15 protein-coding genes are annotated in these 17,910 nt (G+C 72.3%); 5 read left to right on the top strand and 10 right to left on the bottom strand.

What is annotated here, in order from left to right:
* The first annotated feature begins 103 nt into the window (after nt 1–103).
* On the top strand, nt 104–1,882 hold the full coding sequence (locus ACLJQM_RS29965) for a hypothetical protein (protein ID WP_410633658.1): 1,779 nt from the start codon (nt 104–106) through the stop codon (nt 1,880–1,882).
* Between the two features lie 279 nt (nt 1,883–2,161).
* On the opposite strand, the gene ACLJQM_RS29970 is transcribed toward ACLJQM_RS29965, so the two are convergent.
* On the bottom strand, nt 2,162–3,484 hold the full coding sequence (locus ACLJQM_RS29970; protein WP_410633659.1) for a PLP-dependent aminotransferase family protein: 1,323 nt from the start codon (nt 3,482–3,484) through the stop codon (nt 2,162–2,164).
* Between the two features lie 69 nt (nt 3,485–3,553).
* Here ACLJQM_RS29970 and ACLJQM_RS29975 point away from each other — a divergent pair, with 69 nt between their 5' ends.
* On the top strand, nt 3,554–4,210 hold the full coding sequence (locus tag ACLJQM_RS29975) for an O-methyltransferase (RefSeq protein ID WP_360782756.1): 657 nt from the start codon (nt 3,554–3,556) through the stop codon (nt 4,208–4,210).
* A gap of 15 nt (nt 4,211–4,225) precedes the next feature.
* On the opposite strand, the gene ACLJQM_RS29980 is transcribed toward ACLJQM_RS29975, so the two are convergent.
* The gene (locus tag ACLJQM_RS29980) at nt 4,226–6,115 is read right to left on the bottom strand and encodes a transglycosylase domain-containing protein (protein ID WP_410633661.1); all 1,890 of its coding nucleotides are present in this window, start codon (nt 6,113–6,115) and stop codon (nt 4,226–4,228) included.
* Between the two features lie 79 nt (nt 6,116–6,194).
* A complete protein-coding gene (locus tag ACLJQM_RS29985) occupies nt 6,195–6,692 on the bottom strand; it encodes a MarR family winged helix-turn-helix transcriptional regulator (protein WP_360782759.1) in 498 nt (165 codons plus the stop codon).
* Nucleotides 6,693–6,731: 39 nt separating this feature from the next.
* Between ACLJQM_RS29985 and ACLJQM_RS29990 the strand changes: the two genes are divergently transcribed.
* Together ACLJQM_RS29990 and ACLJQM_RS29995 are read left to right on the top strand one after the other, a co-directional pair.
* A complete protein-coding gene (locus tag ACLJQM_RS29990; protein WP_410633664.1) occupies nt 6,732–7,595 on the top strand; it encodes a helix-turn-helix domain-containing protein in 864 nt (287 codons plus the stop codon).
* 140 nt (nt 7,596–7,735) lie between these two features.
* Entirely contained in the window at nt 7,736–8,674 is a 939-nt protein-coding gene (locus ACLJQM_RS29995; protein ID WP_410633666.1) for an NADP-dependent oxidoreductase, read from the top strand.
* A 101-nt stretch (nt 8,675–8,775) separates the two neighbouring features.
* Here the strand turns inward: ACLJQM_RS29995 and ACLJQM_RS30000 are convergent, their stop codons facing one another.
* A complete protein-coding gene (locus ACLJQM_RS30000; protein WP_247013246.1) occupies nt 8,776–9,501 on the bottom strand; it encodes a FadR/GntR family transcriptional regulator in 726 nt (241 codons plus the stop codon).
* A 105-nt stretch (nt 9,502–9,606) separates the two neighbouring features.
* Here ACLJQM_RS30000 and ACLJQM_RS30005 point away from each other — a divergent pair, with 105 nt between their 5' ends.
* Entirely contained in the window at nt 9,607–9,837 is a 231-nt protein-coding gene (locus ACLJQM_RS30005; protein ID WP_410633668.1) for a hypothetical protein, read from the top strand.
* Nucleotides 9,838–9,912: 75 nt separating this feature from the next.
* Here the strand turns inward: ACLJQM_RS30005 and ACLJQM_RS30010 are convergent, their stop codons facing one another.
* Genes ACLJQM_RS30010 through gcvP form a run of 6 tightly spaced genes read right to left on the bottom strand, consistent with a single transcriptional unit; the run spans nt 9,913 to nt 17,884 of the window.
* Nucleotides 9,913–11,280, bottom strand: coding sequence for an L-serine ammonia-lyase (locus ACLJQM_RS30010; RefSeq protein WP_247013250.1), 1,368 nt, complete (start codon nt 11,278–11,280; stop codon nt 9,913–9,915).
* Between the two features lie 14 nt (nt 11,281–11,294).
* The gene (lipA, locus tag ACLJQM_RS30015) at nt 11,295–12,296 is read right to left on the bottom strand and encodes a lipoyl synthase (protein WP_410633669.1); all 1,002 of its coding nucleotides are present in this window, start codon (nt 12,294–12,296) and stop codon (nt 11,295–11,297) included.
* Nucleotides 12,293–13,567 carry a serine hydroxymethyltransferase gene (gene glyA / locus ACLJQM_RS30020; protein ID WP_410633670.1) on the bottom strand — a complete coding sequence of 425 codons (1,275 nt, stop codon included), beginning with the start codon at nt 13,565–13,567 and terminating at the stop codon, nt 12,293–12,295. The genes lipA and glyA overlap by 4 nt, the downstream gene beginning before the upstream one ends.
* Nucleotides 13,567–13,944 (bottom strand): glycine cleavage system protein GcvH, encoded by a 378-nt coding sequence (gene gcvH / locus ACLJQM_RS30025; protein WP_247013255.1) that lies wholly within the window; start codon nt 13,942–13,944, stop codon nt 13,567–13,569. Before gcvH ends, glyA begins: the two co-directional genes overlap by 1 nt.
* Before the next feature lie 13 nt (nt 13,945–13,957).
* Nucleotides 13,958–15,049 (bottom strand): glycine cleavage system aminomethyltransferase GcvT, encoded by a 1,092-nt coding sequence (gcvT, locus tag ACLJQM_RS30030; protein WP_410633671.1) that lies wholly within the window; start codon nt 15,047–15,049, stop codon nt 13,958–13,960.
* A 3-nt stretch (nt 15,050–15,052) separates the two neighbouring features.
* Complete coding sequence (gcvP, locus tag ACLJQM_RS30035; protein WP_410634068.1) at nt 15,053–17,884, bottom strand: aminomethyl-transferring glycine dehydrogenase; 2,832 nt, start codon at nt 17,882–17,884, stop codon at nt 15,053–15,055.
* Between the last annotated feature and the right edge of the window lie 26 nt (nt 17,885–17,910).

Below are 17,910 nucleotides of genomic sequence, written 5' to 3' on the forward strand. Positions count from 1 at the left end.
CCACCGCCCGCCGATGGTCCGGCGCACGGCCATCGCACCCCGGACCGCCCCGGCCAGTACCATCGCTTTCCGGGTGTGATCGGGAGCGGAAGGCGGGCGCGGCGTGGACGTGGCGAGTCCTGCGCACGCCGCCGCGGAACCCGCGCCCTCGAAGGCTTCCCGGTCGCTGCTGCGCTGGGGGATCCACGCCGGCTGGGTCGTGCTGCTCGCGCTGGCCACCGAACTGCGCGTCGGGCGCTTCGGGTTCCACCCCTCCGACCAGGGGTTCATCCTCGCGCAGGCGTGGCGCGTGCTGCACGGCGAAGTCCCGCACGCCGACATCATCTCCGCGCGCCCGCTCGGCTCGGCCGTGCTGCACGTCGTCGACTTCGCCCTCCCGATGCCGCTGTTCTTCGGGTCGAGCTTCCTGTCCATGATCGAGATCGTCGTGGCGACGATCGCCTTCGCCGCGCTCGTCACCCGGCGCCGGGTGCTGGACTGGGGCCCGGGCATGACGGCGATGGTCGCGGCCGCGTCGCTGATCAACCTCAACGCCTTCCCGCTGATGGCCTGGCACACCGTCGACGGCATCGCGCTCACCGCGTGCGGCGCGTGGGCGCTGGACACCGGGCTGCGCACCGGCCGCGCGCTCGCCCGCCGCGGCGGGCTCGTGCTGCTCGGCTGCGCGGTGTTCGTCAAGCAGAGCTTCGCGCTGGCCGCCGTGATCGGCGTGCTGTGGCTGCTGCTGCACCCGGCCACCCGGACCGGGGCGCGGCGCGTGGTGCGGGTGCTGCTCGACCTGCTCGCGCTCGGCGCGCCCGGGCTGGCGTACGTCGCCTGGGTCGCCATCGGCGGCGGGTTCGCCGAGATGGTCGAGCAGCTCACCGGCGGCGTGCCCGCGTACGGCGAACGGCTGCTCGGGCTGTGGCTGGCCGACCCCGAGGCGCTGACCCGCGCACCGGTGCGCGAACTCGGGTTCTTCGCCGCGATCGCCGTGGTGCTGCTGGCCGTCCGGCTGCCCGGCGACCGGCTCGGCGCGGCCGGGCGGGCCGCGTCCTGGGTGCTGGTGCTCGCCGGGGCGGCCGCGGTGGTCTGGACCGTCGTCGACGGCCGGTTCACCGGCTCCTCGCGCTGGGCCGACGTCCTGTGGTGGATCGTCGCGGTCAGCGTGCCGGTGAACGCGGCCGTGGCGCGGAGGGTGCCGTGGGCCGGGCTGCTCGTGCTCGCCACCGGGTTCATGACCAGCCTGTCGTGGGGCAACGACACCCCGACGCTGCTCACCGGCACCCTCGCGCTGACGGCGTTGCTGCTGCTGAGCCACGTCGTCCCGCCCCGGCCGCGGCTGGCGCGCCGCTGGGTCACCGCGACGGCCGGGCTGACCGCGGTCGCGGTGTGCGGCTGGGTCGTCGTCGCGCGCCACGACCAGGCCGCCTACCTCGACCTCGGGCACGACCGGCTGACCGCGGACCTCGGCGACGTCAGCCCGGCGATGTCGGGCATCCGCACGAACCCCTCGACCTACGCCTACGTCCGGCAGATCCGCGACTGCCTCGACCGCTTCCCGGCCCCGCGCACGGCGGTCCTGCCGGACAACGCGTTCGCCTACCCCGCCTTCCGCCTGAACAACCCGTTCCCGCTGGAATGGCCGCTGCCCCTGGAAATCGTCGGCGACGCGCCCGAGCGGATGCTCGCGAAGAGCGACGAGCTCAACCGTGAAGGCGGGTACCTGGTGCTGTTCCAGACGGTGCCGAGCCGGTTGCTGGCGACCGGCGGCCCGGTCCCGGCGTCGGTCCCGGCCGACACGCCGGTGTTCACCTACCTCGGCCTGGAGACGGCGATCCAGGCCCGCCTCACCGGCCGCCCGGTGACCTGCGGCAGTTTCGTGGGCAAGTACGCGCCCTGAGCGGCGGGGCGCACCACCATCGCCCGCTCGTACTCCGCGAAGGCGGTTTCGACAGCACCGGGGTGCGCGGCCGAGTTCGGCGCCGGCGTGGCCGGGCGCTCAATCCGCCAGCAGGTCGTCCGGGCTCCCGCCCGCCAGCCCGGCCGGATTCGCTGAGCGCGCCCGCCGAACCGGACGCTTTCGGCGACCACCTCGGCACTGCGCACCCGCCATCGCCCGCTCGTACTCCGCGAAACACCGGGGTGCGCGGCCGAGTTCGGCACCGGCGTGGCCGGAAGCTCAATCCGCCAGCAGGTCGTCCGGGCTCCCGCTCGCCAGCCCGGCCAAGACGTCCAGCGCCGCACTCAAGATCTCCACCGGCGGCGCCGACACCGCGACCCGCACGGCGTTCGGCGCGTGCCCCGGCAGCACGGCGAACGCCGCCGCCGGGGAGAGCGCTATCCCGTGCCGGGCCGCGGCGGCCACGAACGTGTCCGCTCGCCAGTGGTCCGGCAGCTCCCACCAGCGGTGGTACGAAGCCGCGTCGCCGCGCAGGTCCGGGAGCTTCTCCCGGACCAGCAAGGCCCGCGCGGCGGCGTCGCGGCGTTTGGCGGCCTCGACTTCGGCGAGCGTGCCCGTCACGATCCACTGCGTCGCCGCTTCGACGGCGAAGCGCGACGCCGCCCAGCCACCCGAGCGCACCGACGACGCCAGCCGGGCGGCCCACCGCGGCGGCGGCACCAGGAAGCCCGCGGTCAGGCCGGGCGCGACGCGTTTGGACAGGCTGTCCACGAAGACGGTCCGCTCCGGCGCGTACGCGGCGAACGGCCGGACGTCGTCGCGCAGGAACGTGTAGATGCCGTCCTCGATCACCGGCAGGTCGAGCCGCTCGACGACTTCGGCCAGCTCCTCCCGCCGTCGCGCGGGCATCGTCGTGCCGAGCGGGTTGTGCAGCGTCGGCTGGACGTACAGGGCGCGCACCGGCTCCGCCGCGGCGAGGGCCGCCGGCACGAGGCCGTCCTCGTCGGTCTCGATCGGCACGAGCTCGATCCCGAGCCGCGCCGCCAGCGCCTTGACCACCGGGTACGTCAGCGACTCCACCGCGAGCCGCTCCCCCACCGGGACGAACGCGGCGATCGCCGCCGCGATGGCCTGCCTGCCGTTGCCGGTGAACAGGATCGTCGCGGGGTCCGGGCGCCACTCGCCGCGGGTGAGCAGCGCGGCCGCCGCCGTCCGGGCCGCCGGTGTCCCCGCGGCGCCGATCGGGTGCAGGGCCGCGGTGAGGACGTCCGGGCGCAGCAACGGTTCCAGTGCCTTCGCCAGCAGCGCCGACTGGTCGGGCAGGACGGCGAAGTTGAGTTCGAGGTCGACGCGGGCGTCGCCGGGCTCGGCGAGCGCGGGCTCGGGCGGCGGCTTCGCGGCCCGGACGAACGTGCCGCGGCCGACTTCGCCGACGGCCAGGCCGCGCCGGACGAGCTCGCCGTAGACGCGGGCGGCGGTGGAGTTCGCGATGCCGTGCTGCCGCGCGAACCGGCGCTGCGGCGGGAGCCGGTCGCCGGGGCGCAGCCGGCCGGCTTCGATGTCGGCCGCGAGGGTGTCCGCGACGACGCGGTAGTCGTCCATGTCCACCTTTCCCGCTTCCGGTCGCTCCTGAGCATGATCCCAGCCCGCTAGATTGGCCGTGGAGGTGCCATGACCGACAAGACCTGGGCCGAAGTCGACGACTACCTCACCGAAGCGCTGCTCGCCCCCGATCCGGTGCTCGACGACGCACTCGCCGACTCGGCCGCCGCCGGGTTGCCGTCCATCGCCGTCGCGCCCAACCAGGGCAAGCTGCTGAACCTGCTGGCCCGCCTGTCCGGCGCGCGGGCGATCCTCGAGATCGGCACGCTCGGCGGGTACAGCACGATCTGGCTGGCCCGCGCGCTCCCGGCCGGCGGCAAGCTGGTGACCTGCGAATACGAACCGAAACACGCGGAAGTCGCGAAGGCGAACCTGGCGCGGGCGGGCTTCGGCGAGGACGTCGCCGAGATCCGGGTCGGCGCCGCGCTGGACACGCTGCCCACGCTCACCGGGCCGTTCGACTTCGTGTTCATCGACGCCGACAAGGCCAACCTGGCGAACTACGTGCGGGCCGCGCTGGAGCTGTCCCGGCCGGGCACCACGATCGTCGTCGACAACGTCGTGCGCCAGGGCCGGGTCGCCGACGCGGGCAGCGACGACCCGAACGTCCGCGGCGCGCGGGAGATGTTCGACGTGCTCGCCGCCGAGCCGCGGCTGGACGCGACCGCCGTCCAGACCGTCGGCACCAAGGGGCACGACGGGTTCGTGCTGGGCATCGTCCGGTAACCGCTTTCCGAAGGCTCAGCGCGGTGGCCGGGCCACCGGTGACGGCGGCGGCACCACCTGGTGCGCCGCCGTCATGAAGCCGCGCCAGACGTCGGCCGGGACGACGTCTCCGGTCAGCTTCGCGCCGTGGGCGTCCTTGAGCCGCCGGTCGTCGTCGGAGCCGATCCAGACCGCGGTCGCGAGCTGCCCGGTGTAGCCGACGGCCCAGGCGTCCTGGTTGTCCGGGCTGTTCCCGTGCTCGGCCTCGCCGGTGCGCAGCACGGTGCCGCCGTCGTCGGTCAGGGTGCTGGTGACGTCACGGGCGACGCGGTGACTGGCGTCGTCGTCGCCGAACGCCGGGCTCGCGGTGTCCGGGGCCTCCCACACCACCGCACCGCTCTCGTCGCGCACCTTCGCGACCAGGTGCGGGGTCGCGCGCCGGCCGTCGGCGGCGAAGGTCGCGTAGGCGCCGGCCAGGTCGAGCGGCCGCACCGGGTACCGGCCGACCGCGATGCCCGGCCCGATGAGAAAGCCGTCCTTCTCGCGCATGGTCGGGACGCCGTCGACGGTCTCCGGGATGCCGGCCCGGCGCGCGGTCTCGCTCAGCGCGTCCGGGCCGAGCTGCTTGGCCAGCGCGACGAAGGGCCCGTCGGCGTGCTTCCCCATGGCCGTGCGCGGGGTGCACCTCGGGCCGCAGACGTCCGGGTACTGGAAGTTCTCGCCGAGGAACTCGAGCTTCGACGGCGACGGGATCGGCTGGTCGGCGCCGTAGCCGTGGCCCAGCAGCGCGGCGAGCGTGAAGGGGTAGAACGCCGAACCCGGCGCGTGCGAGGTGCCCGCGTAGTCGCGCACGCCCTGGTCGCCGCCGTTGTACGCGCGGACGGCCCCGGTCCGCGGGTCGACCGCGACGACGGCGCCGCGGAACTCTTTCGGTTCGCCCTTCAGCCGGTCCTGCAACGCTTTCCCGGCGGCGTCCTGCATCCCGCGGTCCAGCGTCGTCTCGACCGTCATGTTCCCCTGCTGGAGCCGGCCGAGCGGGAAGCCTGCCCGGTCGAGCTCGGCGAGCACCTGCTGCTTGACGTGGAATTCGTCGTAGGTCACGCGGCCCGCCCGCGTTTCCGAGGGCGGCTGGATCTCGGGACCGGGGTACGTCATCGCCTCGCCGCTCTTGACGTACCCGCGGCCGCGGAGCTTGTCGCGCACGTACTCCCAGCGCCGCCCGGCGTGCGCGTCGCCGGACGCGGCCGGGTCGTGCACCGACGGCGACTGGATCATCCCGGCGAGGAAAGCCGCTTCGCTCCAGGTGATCGAGTCGTCGAGCTTCTTGCCGAAGTAGGCGTTCATCGCCGCCGCGGGCCCGAACGTGCCGCGGCCGAAGGAGATGATGTTGACGTAGCTCTCGAAGATCTGTTCCTTGCTCTGCTCCTGCGTGATCTTCGTGGCCAGCACGAGCTCGGCGAACTTGCGGCCGATCGTGGCGTCGTCGTCGCCGGTGGACTTCTTGATGTACTGCTGGGTGATCCCGGACCCGCCGCCGACGCCGGTGAGGAACGCGCGGCCGATGCCGGTCGGGTCGAACCCCTGGTTGTCCCAGAAGGTCGGGTCCTCGGTGGCGATGATGGCGTCCCGCAGCTTCGCCGGCACCTGCGCGTAGGGCACGAACATCCGGTCGCCGTCGGCCGGGATCACCTTCAGCAGCTCGGAACCGTCGGAGTACTGCAGCACGACGGTCTTGTCGAGCCCGGCCAGCACCTCCTGCGGGCTGCGGACGTCGAGCACGAGGTAGGCGGCCCAGAACGCGATCAGCGGGACGCCGGCCAGCACGCCGAACGTCCAGTACGCGGTCCGCCGGATGCGCCGCCACCGCCGCCGTCGCGGGGTTTTGACGGCGGGTTCGTCGGTCGGCTCCTCGTTCGGCAAGGTCACGAACGGATGACGGCCGGACGGGTGAAAAGGTTCTGTGGAGAACTACCGCGGGTTGTTCGAATCCTGTCAAGACACGCCGTTAGCCGCCGCCGGCGCGCCTCCGGGGAGCCGCCGAGCGCGGTGGCGTCGAGCGCATGTGGTCCCGGACCGGGGCCAGCAGGCCGGCGAGGGTTTCGACGTCGGCGCGGGAGAGCGGCTCGAAGAGCAGGCCGCTGACCACCTCGATGTGCCCGGGCAGCACCTGCGCGAGCCGCTCGCGCCCGGCGTCGGTGATGGTGACCGTGGTGCTCCGCTCGTCGTCCGGCGACGGCGACCGCACCACCAGGCCGGCCTTCTCGAGCAGGCCCGCCTGGTAGGTCAGGCCGCTGCGGCTGTAGACGACGCCGTCGGCCAGGTCGGTCATGCGGTGGCTGCCCGTCGGCGAGTCCCCGAGCCGGGCCAGCAGCTGGAACTGCACGTAGCTGAGCTCGCCGGCCTCGCGCAGCTGCTGCTCGACCGCGTGCCGCAGCAGGCTGGTCACCTCGACGAGGTCGAAGTAGGCGCCGAGCTGCACGGGGTCGAGCGACGGTTGCGGCATGCCCGGAGTCTACTGCTTCGAATTCGAAGGAGTCTGGTGGTGCAGACTGGCGCCATGTCGCTGTCCGAGCTGGGCGCCGCGGTCCGCCGGCTGCGCGAGCGGGCCGAGCCGCCCGCCGGGCCGCGGACCGGGCGGCGGGTCCGCGGGCTCCGCCGGGAAGAGCTCGCCGAGCTGGCCGGGGTGTCCGCGGACTACGTGCGCCGGCTGGAGCAGGGCCGCCGCCACCCGTCGGCCGGCGTGGTGACCGCGATCGCCCGCGCACTGCGGATCAGCCGGGCGGACTACGAGCGGCTGTGCGCGCTCGCCGGGTACGCGGCCGCCGACGGGCAGGTGCCGCGCGAGGCCGGGTCGGCGGCGATCCGGCTGCTGGAGCGGTTCGGCGGCACCCCGGCGTTCCTGACCGACCGGGCGTGGAACGTCGTCGCCGTCAACGGTGCGTGGCTGGCGCTCGGCGGCGGGGCGGCGACCGGGAGCGGCCGGGACTGGAACGTCGCGTGGCGCACGTTCCGCGACGCGCGCGGGGAGATCTCCCGGACCGACGAGCACCAGGCCGGGTTCCGCGCCGCGCTCGCCGCCCGGCTCCGCGACACGCACCTGCGGTACCCCGCCGACGAGGGACTCGCCGGCCTCGTCGACGAGCTGCGGAGCACCAGCCGGGCGTTCGACGCGTTGTGGCGCGCCCCGGAAACGGTGTCGGCGTACGAGAACCGCGCGGTGTTCCGCACGCCGGACGGCGAGGACGTCGCGCTCGACGGCAGCCTGCTCGACGTGCCAGGGGACGACCTGATGGCGGTGGTCCTCACCGCGGCGCCGTCCTCGCCCGACGCGGTCCGCCTCGCCGAGGTCGTCCGCGCCGCCCGCGGGCCGGCCGTGCTCAGGGTGGGCCAAGCCGGCCCAGGCTGAGCCCGGCCGCGACCACGATCCTGAGCCGTGTGGATCAAGGGTGACCGGCAACACTTGCTTTGAATTCGAAGCAGTTGTAGCGTGGTCCGCAGTTGCTTCGAATTCGAAGCACATGGCTCTCACCGAAAGCGAGAACTCCGATGAAGGCAGTGCGTTTCCACGACTACGGCGGCCCGGAAGTCCTGCGCTACGAGGACGTGGACCTGCCGGTGCCGGGCGCGGGGCAGGTCCGGCTCCGGGTCGCCGCGACGTCGTTCAACTCCGTCGACGGCAACATCCGCGGCGGCTTCATGCGCGGCCCCATCCCCGTCGAGCTGCCCCACACCCCGGGCATCGACGTCGCCGGCACGGTCGACGCGCTCGGTGACGGCGTCGACGGCCTGGCGGCCGGCGACCGGGTCGTCGGCTTCCTGCCGATGGACGGCCCCGGCGCGGCCGCGGAGTACGTCGTCGCACCGGCCGAGGCCCTGACGGCGGCGCCCCGGGACGTCCCGCTGGCCGACGCGGCCGCGTTGCCGCTGGTCGGCCTGACCGCGCGGCAGGCGCTCTTCGACCACGGCGGGCTGCGCTCGGGGCAGCGCGTGCTGATCAACGGCGCCGGCGGCGCGGTCGGCGGCTACGCCGTGCAGCTGGCCAAGGGGGCCGGCGCCCACGTCATCGCGACGGCGAGCCCGCGCAGCACCGACGCGGTCAAGGCCGCCGGCGCCGACGAAGTCGTCGAGCACACCACGACACCGGTGACTGCGGCGGTGACCGAGCCGGTCGACCTGGTGCTCAACCTCGCCCCGGTCGACCCGGCGGAGCTGGCCGCGCTGGTCACCCTGATCCGGCCGGGCGGCGCGCTGGTGAACACGACGGTGTGGATGCCGGCGCCGTCCGACGAGGAACGCGGCGTGCGCGGCATCGACCTGTTCGTCCGCAGCGACGCCGATCAGCTGGCGAAGCTGGTGGCCCTGGTCGACCAGGGCGAGCTGCGCGTCGACGTGGCCGAGCGGGTGCCGCTGGCCGAGCTGCCGGCGTTGCACGCACGGGCGGCCGAGGGCGCGGTGCACGGCAAGGTCGTCGTCGTCCCGGCCTGAGCGCTATCCGAGCCAACGACCCGCGCACCCCGCCGCCGAGTGCGCGGCAAAGTGGTCGCCGCCCCGCCTGAGCGCTACCCGAGCTGACAATGGTCCGAGCGTCAGGAGAGGAAGGCGCGGAGGAGGGACGCCGTGCCTTCGATGTGCTCCGCCATCGCCTGGCGGGCGGCGGGGGCGTCGCCGGCGAGGATCGCGTCGACGATGGCCTCGTGCTGGGCGTTCGAGTGCTCGAGGTTGGGCGGCAGCAAGGGGATCCGGTCGAGCAGCTGGTTGACGCGGGTGCGGGCGTCGGCCATCGCCGTGGTCAGGGAGCCGGATGCGGTGACCTCGGCGATCGCCAGGTGCAGGCGGGAATCCTTGCGCCGGTAGTCCTCGAGGTCCGCGCCCGCGGCCTCGGCGAGCGTGCCGGTGAGGTGCTGCCGGTCGGCGGGGCTCAGCGACCGCGCCGCGGCCATCTCGGCGGCGCCGGTTTCGAGGACGTACCGGAGGCTCAACGCGTCCTCCAGCCCGACGGCGTCGACCTTGCCGCTGGGTGACTTCTCGGAAGGTGCGGGGAGGCTCTCGTTCACGAACGTGCCGCCGTACCGACCTCGGCGTGACTCCACGTAACCGGCGTCGGAGAGCGCCCGGATGGCTTCCCGCAACGTCACGCGGCTGACCCCGAGCCGCTCGGCGAGCTCCCGTTCCGACGGCAGCCGCTCCCCCGCGCCGACCACGCCGAGCCGGATGGCCTGCAGCAGCCGCTCGACCGTCTCCTCGAAGGCGTTGCCCGTGCGAACCGGCCGGAACAGCGCTTCACCGGCATTCGCCACCGACGTCGACTCCATCCCGCGAGTCTAGGCGCCGCACGCCGGCCGCGGTCACCCTGCGTTCCCGCGCCGGTGTTCGCGGCGCGGAAAACCGGTGGATCGAGACGGCCACGGTGAGCGACGATGGAGCGACCGACACCGCACATCGACGCAGGGGGCGATCCGGTGCACTTCCTGATGGCCGAGGACTTGGTCCACGAACGGGAGAACGAGTTGCGCCACGGCGTGCGCAACCGCCCACCCGGGCGCGCGACGCCGAAACGCCACACGGGCACGAAAAGACAGCAGTTCGGCTGGACCCTGGTCGAAGTCGGCCTGCGGCTGGCGGTCGAGCCGGAAGACGAGCCGCGCTGAGCCGAAGCGGCACTTTCACGTGAAAGTGCGTGTCACCCCAGGTCCGCACTTTCACGTGAAAGTGCGGACCTCAGGTCAGCACTCGATGACGTTCACCGCCAGGCCGCCGCGGGCGGTTTCCTTGTACTTGACGCTCATGTCCGCGCCCGTCTCGCGCATCGTCTTGATCGCCTTGTCCAGCGTCACCACGTGGCTGCCGTCGCCGCGCATCGCCATGCGGGCCGCGTGGATCGCCTTCGACGCGCCCACCGCGTTGCGCTCGATGCACGGGATCTGGACCAGGCCGCCGACCGGATCACAAGTGAGCCCGAGGTGGTGCTCCACCCCGATCTCCGCCGCGTTCTCCACCTGGGCCGGTGAGCCGCCGAGGACCTCCGTCAGGCCCGCCGCGGCCATCGCCGACGCCGAGCCGACTTCGCCCTGGCAGCCGACTTCGGCGCCCGAGATCGAGCCCGTCTGCTTGAGGATCGAGCCGATCGCGCCCGCCGTGAGCATGAACTTGACGATGCCGTCGTCGGTCGAGTGGCGGATGAAGCGCTGGTAGTAGTGCAGCACCGCCGGGATGATCCCCGCCGCGCCGTTGGTCGGGGCCGTCACCACGCGGCCGCCCGCGGCGTTCTCCTCGTTGACCGCCAAGGCGTACAGGCTCACCCAGTCCATCGCGTACAGCGGGTCGTCCAGGCCGTCCTCGGCCAGGAGCTTCTCGTGCAACGCCTTCGCGCGCCGCGGTACCTTCAGGCCGCCCGGGAGGACGCCTTCGTGCGTGCAGCCGTTGCGGACGCACTCGGCCATGACGGCCCAGATGTCCAGGAGCCCGTCGCGCACCTCTTCGCGCGAGCGCCAGGCCAGCTCGTTCGCCAGCATGACCTCGCTGATCGGCAGCCCGGTTTCCGCGCAGTGCCCGAGCAGGTCCGCGCCCGTGCGGAACGGGTACGGCACCGGCGTCGAGTCCTCGACGAACACCGCGTCGGTCTCGTAGGACTCGTCGCGCACGAATCCGCCGCCGACCGAGTAGTACGTCCGCTCGCGCAGCAGCTCACCGGCGGCGTCGAACGCGCGGAAGACCATGCCGTTCGGGTGCGCGGGCAACGACTTGCGGCGGTGCATGGTGAGGTCGTTGTCCTCGTCGAACGCGATCTCGTGCGTGCCGCCGACTTTCAGCCGCCCGGACTCGCGGATCTCCGCGATCTTGCCCGGCACGGTGTCGGTGTCGATCTCTTCGGGACGCTCACCGGAAAGCCCGAGCAGGACGGCTTTGTCGCTGCCGTGGCCGAAGCCGGTCGCGCCGAGCGAGCCGAACAGCTCGGCCTGCACGCGGGAAGTCCGCGCGAGGTCGTCACCGAGTCCGTCCACAAAGGTCAGTGCCGCCCGCATCGGCCCGACGGTGTGGGAGCTCGACGGGCCGATGCCGATGGAAAACAGGTCGAAGACGCTGATCGCCATTGATCCGCCCCTTCCTATCGCGCCAGCAGAGAGCTGGCTTCTTGCGCGGCCGGGCCCTGGTCGGCGAGGTGCTGCAGGTTCGACGGCAGCTCCTCCCCACGGTAACCCTTGGTCTGCGCGTAGAGCCGTCCCGCGCGGTAGGACGAGCGCACCAGCGGTCCCGCCATCACGCCCGCGAAGCCCATCGCCTCGGCAGCCTTCGAGTGCTCGACGAACTCTTCGGGCTTGACCCACCGGTCCACCGGGTGGTGCCGCGGCGACGGACGCAGGTACTGCGTGATCGTCAGGATCTCGCACCCCGCATCGACCAGGTCCTGCATCGCCGGAGCCACCTCATCCGGCGTCTCACCCATGCCCAGGATCAGGTTCGACTTCGTCACCAAACCCGCCTCACGCGCCTTCGTGATGACCTCGAGCGAACGCGCATAGCGGAAGCCCGGACGGATCCGCTTGAAGATCCGCGGAACCGTCTCCACGTTGTGCGCCAACACCTCAGGCCGCGACCCGAACACCTCAGCCAGCTGCGCCGGATCCGCGTTGAAGTCCGGGATCAGCAACTCGACCCCCGTACCCGGGTTCAACGCGTGAATCTGGCGCACGGTCTCCGCGTACAGCCACGCGCCGCCGTCCTCAAGGTCATCACGGGCGACACCGGTGACCGTCGAGTACCGCAAGCCCATGGCCTGCACGGATTCGGCGACCTTCCGCGGCTCAGTCCGGTCCAGCTCGGCAGGCTTACCCGTGTCGATCTGACAGAAGTCACAGCGGCGCGTGCACTGATCGCCACCGATCAGGAACGTGGCCTCCCGGTCTTCCCAGCACTCGTAAATGTTGGGACAACCAGCCTCTTCGCACACCGTGTGCAGACCCTCACGGCGCACCAGGCCCTTGAGTTCGGTGAACTCCGGCCCCATCCGCACCCGCGTCTTGATCCACGGCGGCTTCTTCTCGATCGGCGTCTCACTGTTGCGTACCTCGAGACGCAGCAGCTTCCGGCCCTCGGGCAGCGCGCTCACCGGGACAGGTCCGCGTACAACGGGTGCTTCGCGGCCAGCGCCTCGACGCGGTCGCGCAGCTTCGAGCGCAGGGCGTCGTCGAAGTCCGGCTTCAGCGCCTCGGCGATGACGTCGGCGACCTCGGTGAAGTCCTCGGCCTGGAACCCGCGGGTGGCGAGCGCCGGCGTGCCGATGCGCAGACCGGAGGTGATCATCGGCGGGCGCGGGTCGAACGGGACGGCGTTGCGGTTGACCGTGATGCCGACCTCGTGCAGCCGGTCCTCGGCCTGCTGACCGTCCAGGGTGGACTGGACGAGGTCGACCAGCACCAGGTGGACGTCGGTGCCGCCGGTCAGCACGCGCACCCCCGCGTCGGCGCAGTCCGCCTGCGACAGCCGCGATGCCAGGATCCGCGAGCCTTCCAGGGTGCGCTGCTGGCGCTCCTTGAACTCCTCGCTCGCGGCGATCTTCAGCGCGACGGCCTTGGCCGCGATGACGTGCTCGAGGGGCCCGCCCTGCTGGCCGGGGAACACCGCCGAGTTGATCTTCTTCGCCAGCTCCTGCCGCGACAGGATCAGGCCGCCGCGCGGGCCGCCCAGGGTCTTGTGCGTGGTCGTGGTGACGATGTCGGCGTGCGGCACCGGCGACGGGTGCAGCCCGGCCGCGACCAGCCCGGCGAAGTGCGCCATGTCGACCATCAGCTTGGCCTCGACCAGGTCCGCGATCCGGCGGAACTCGGCGAAGTCGAGCTGACGCGGGTAGGCGGACCAGCCGGCGATGATCAGCTTCGGCTTGTGCTCGACGGCCAGGCGCTCGATCTCGGCGAGGTCGACGATGCCGGTCTCTTTGTCGACGTGGTAGGCGACGACGTTGTAGAGCTTGCCCGAGAAGTTGATCTTCATCCCGTGCGTCAGGTGCCCGCCGTGCGCCAGGTCGAGGCCGAGGATCGTGTCGCCCGGCTTGAGCACGGCGAACATCGCGGCCGCGTTGGCCTGCGCGCCCGAGTGCGGCTGGACGTTGGCGTGCTCGGCGCCGAACAGGGCCTTCGCGCGGTCGATGGCGAGCTGCTCGACGACGTCGACGTGCTCGCAGCCGCCGTAGTAGCGGCGGCCGGGGTAGCCCTCGGCGTACTTGTTGGTCAGCACCGACCCCTGCGCCTCGAGCACGCCCACCGGGGCGAAGTTCTCCGACGCGATCATTTCCAGGGTGGACTGCTGGCGGGTCAGTTCGTCGGCGACGGCCGCGGCGACCTCGGGGTCGACTTCGGACAGGTGCTGGTCGAACGTCGTCATCAGTTCTCCTGGGTGAGCGCGGCGTACGCGGCGGCGTCGAGCAGGTCCGGCACGTCCCCGGTCAGACGCACCTTCAGCAGCCAGCCTTCCGTGTACGGGTCGGAGTTGATGACCTCGGGGGTGTCGGCTGTGGTGCCGTTCACCTCGACGACCTCGCCGGAGACGGGCGCGTACAGCTCGCTGACCGACTTGGTCGACTCGACCTCGCCGAACACCTCGCCGGCGGTGATCGCCGAGCCGGCGTCCGGCAGCTGGACGAACACGATGTCACCGAGTGACTCGGCGGCGAAGGCGGTGATGCCCACGGTGGCGACGCCGTCTTCGACGGACAGCCACTCGTGTTCCTTGGTGTACTTCAGGTTTTCGGGGATGCTCACAGCTGGGAGTCCTTTACGCGCGGGAGTAGAAGGGAAGGGCGACGACCTCGACGGGCTCGATCCTGCCCCGGATGTCGACGGAGAGCTCGGTGCCGGGCTCGGTGTACGCCCGATCGACGTACGCCATGGCGATGGGGTGACCCAGCGTCGGCGACAGCGCGCCGCTGGTGACCTCGCCGATCTCCTTGCCGTCGGCCAGGAGCTTGTAGCCGTGCCGCGGGGCGCGGCGACCGGCGCCCTTGAGCCCGACGCGCACGCGCGGGACGTCCTGCTTGGACCGTTCCTCCAGCGCCGCGCGGCCGACGAAGTCGCCCGGCTTCTCGAACTTGACGACGCGGCCGAGCCCGGCTTCGAACGGGCTCTGGTCGAGGGTGAGTTCGTTGCCGTACAACGGCATCCCGGCTTCCAGCCGCAGCGTGTCGCGGCAGGCCAGGCCGGCCGGGACCAGGCCGTGGCCCTCGCCCGCCTCGGTCAGGATCCGCCAGACCGCCGGGGCCTCGTCGGCGTTCACGAACAGCTCGAAGCCGTCTTCGCCGGTGTAGCCGGTGCGGGCGAGCAGGACGTCGTGGCCCTTCACGACCGCCGGGACGCTGGCGTAGTACTTGAGCGCGGCCAGGTCGGCGTCGGTCACCGAGCCGAGGATCGCCGCGGCGTTCGGGCCCTGGACGGCGATCAGCGCGGTGGTCTCGCTCCGGTCGTCGACGACGGCGTCGAAGCCCGCGACCCGCTCGGCGAGGGCGTCCGCGACGACCTTCGCGTTGCCCGCGTTGGCGACGACCAGGTAGTGCTCGTCGGCGAGGCGGTAGACGACGAGGTCGTCGAGCACGCCGCCGTCGGCGTCGCAGATCATCGTGTACCGCGCCCGGCCGGGCTTGACGCCGGTCAGGTTGCCGACCAGCGCGAAGTCCAGGACGTCGGCGGCCTGCGCCCCGGTGACGTGGATTTCGGCCATGTGCGAGAGGTCGAACAGGCCGGCCGCCTCGCGGACGGCCTTGTGCTCGGCCAGCTCGCTGGCGTAGCGGACCGGCATGGACCAGCCGGCGAAGTCGGTGAACAGCGCACCGAGTCCCTTGTGGACTCCGTGCAGGGAAGTTTCGCGTGACACGGATCAGCCTTCGTAAGTGTTGAGGGGCGGGCAGGAGCACACGAGGTTACGGTCGCCGCGGGCGCCGTCGATGCGACGCACCGGGGGCCAGTACTTGTTCTTGCGCGACACCCCGGCCGGGTACACGGCCAGCTCGCGGTCGTACGCCTTGTCCCACTCCCCCACCAGCGTCTCGGCGGTGTGCGGGGCGCCCCGCAGCGGCGACTCCTCGGCGCTCCAGCGACCGGCGGCGACCTCGTCGATCTCCGCGCGGATGGCGATCATCGCGGCGATGAACCGGTCGATCTCGCCGAGGTCCTCGGACTCGGTCGGCTCGACCATCAGCGTGCCGGCGACCGGGAACGACATGGTCGGCGCGTGGAAGCCGTAGTCGATGAGCCGCTTCGCGACGTCGTCGACCGTCACGCCGGTTTCCTTGGTGATCTGGCGCAGGTCGAGGATGCACTCGTGCGCGACCAGACCGTCCTGGCCCGTGTAGAGCACCGGGTAGTGCGGGGCCAGGCGCGAAGCGACGTAGTTCGCGGCCAGCACGGCGACCTTCGTCGCGGCGGTCAGGCCGGGCGCGCCCATCATCCGGACGTAGGCCCAGGAGATCGGCAGGATCGACGCCGAGCCGTAGGGCGCGCCGCTGATCGGGCCGACGCCGGTCTCGGGACCGGCCTGGTCCAGCAGCGGGTGGTTCGGCAGGTACGGCGCGAGGTGCGCGCGCACCGCGACCGGGCCGACGCCGGGGCCGCCACCGCCGTGCGGGATGCAGAAGGTCTTGTGCAGGTTCAGGTGCGAGACGTCGCCGCCGAACTCGCCCGGCTTGGCCAGGCCCAGCAGGGCGTTGAGGTTCGCGCCGTCCACGTACACCTGGCCGCCGCCGTCGTGGACGATCTTGGCCAGCTCGTCGATGTCGTGCTCGTAGACGCCGTGCGTGGACGGGTAGGTGACCATGATCGCGGCGAGCGTGTCCTGGTGGGCGTCCACCTTGGCCCGCAGGTCGGCCAGGTCGACGTTGCCCTCGTCGGTGCACTTCACGACGACCACGCGCATCCCGGCGAGCACCGCGGAAGCCGCATTGGTGCCGTGCGCGGACGACGGGATCAGGCAGACGTCACGGGCGTCGTCGCCGTTCGCGCGGTGGTACGCGCGGATCGCGAGGAGCCCGGCCAGCTCGCCCTGGCTGCCCGCGTTGGGCTGCAGGGACACCTTGTCGTAGCCGGTGACCTCGGCCAGCCACTCCGCGAGCTGCCCCACGAGCGTGTGGTAGCCCTCGGCGTCTTCGGCCGGCGCTAACGGGTGGATGCCGGCGAACTCGCGCCAGCTGATCGGCTCCATCTCGGTGGTGGCGTTGAGCTTCATCGTGCAGGAGCCGAGCGGGATCATGCCGCGGTCGAGCGCGTAGTCCAGATCGGACAGCTTGCGCAGGTAGCGCAGCATCGCCGTCTCGGAGCGGTGGGTGCCGAAGACCTCGTGGCCCATGAAGCCGCTCTCGCGGGCCAGGCCGTTCGGGAGCGCGACGCCGTCTTCGAGGTCGCCTTCGACGCCGAACGCCTTCAGGACCTGCGCCGCGATCGCGGGGGTGCTGACCTCGTCGAAGGCGACGCGGACGTGGTCGGCGTCGACGTGCCCGAGGTTGATGCCGGCTTCACGGGCGGCCGCGTGGACCTCGGCGGCCTGGCCGGGGACGTGCGCGACGACGGTGTCGAAGAAGGACTCGTGGACGACCTCGACGCCGGTCTTGCGGAGGGCTGCGGCGAAGCCCGCGGCGAGGCCGTGGACGCGCCGGGCGATCTTCTTCAGGCCGTCCGGGCCGTGGTAGACCGCGTACATCGCGGCCAGCACGGCCGGGAGGACCTGCGCGGTGCAGATGTTGGACGTCGCCTTCTCGCGGCGGATGTGCTGCTCACGGGTCTGCAGCGCGAGGCGGTAGGCGGAGTTGCCGTCGGCGTCGACCGAGACGCCGACCAGCCGCCCGGGCAGCGAGCGCTCGAGGCCGGCACGCACGGACATGTACCCGGCGTGCGGGCCGCCGTAGCCGAGCGGGACGCCGAAGCGCTGCGTCGAACCGGCGGCGACGTCGGCGCCGAACTCGCCGGGTGCGGTGACCAGCGTCAGGGCGAGCAGGTCGGCGGCGACGGTGAACAGCGCGCCCGCGGCCTTCGCCGACTCGGAAATCGCGTGGTAGAAGCCGCGGCCGCGCAGCACGCCGGACGCGCCGGGGTACTGGGCGACGACGCCGAAGAACTCGTCCGGCAGGCCGGTGAGCAGGTCGCGGACCTCGACCTCGATGCCCAGCGCCTCGACCCGGGTGCGCACGACGGCGATGGTCTGCGGCAGGCACTCGGCGTCCAGGACGACTTTGTTGGACTTCGACTTGGACGCGCGGCGCATCAGCGTGACGGCCTCGGCGACGGCGGTCGACTCGTCCAGCAGGGACGCGTTCGCGGTGGCCAGGCCGGTCAGGTCGGCGACCATGGTCTGGAAGTTGAGGAGGGCTTCGAGCCGGCCCTGCGAGATTTCCGGCTGGTAGGGCGTGTACGCGGTGTACCAGGCGGGGTTCTCGAGGACGTTGCGGCGGATCACGCCGGGGGTGACGGTGTCGGAGTAGCCGAGGCCGATCATCTGCGTCATCGGCCGGTTGCGCGCGGCGAGCGCGCGCAGCTCCGCGGTGGCTTCCTCTTCGGACGCGGCGGGCGGGAGGCTGAGTTCCTTCGTCGCGCGGATCGCGCTCGGGACGGCGGCGCCGACGAGGGCGTCCAGGCTGCTGTAGCCGCATTCGGCCAGCATTTTCGCGCGCTCGGCCTCGGACGGGCCGATGTGGCGGGCGTCGAACTGCGTGGAGGTGATCGGGAGCTCCTCGGGCCGGGCACACA

Origin of the sequence: Amycolatopsis sp. cmx-4-83, from assembly GCF_046548815.1 — a bacterium.
GTDB lineage: Bacteria > Actinomycetota > Actinomycetes > Mycobacteriales > Pseudonocardiaceae > Amycolatopsis > Amycolatopsis pretoriensis_A.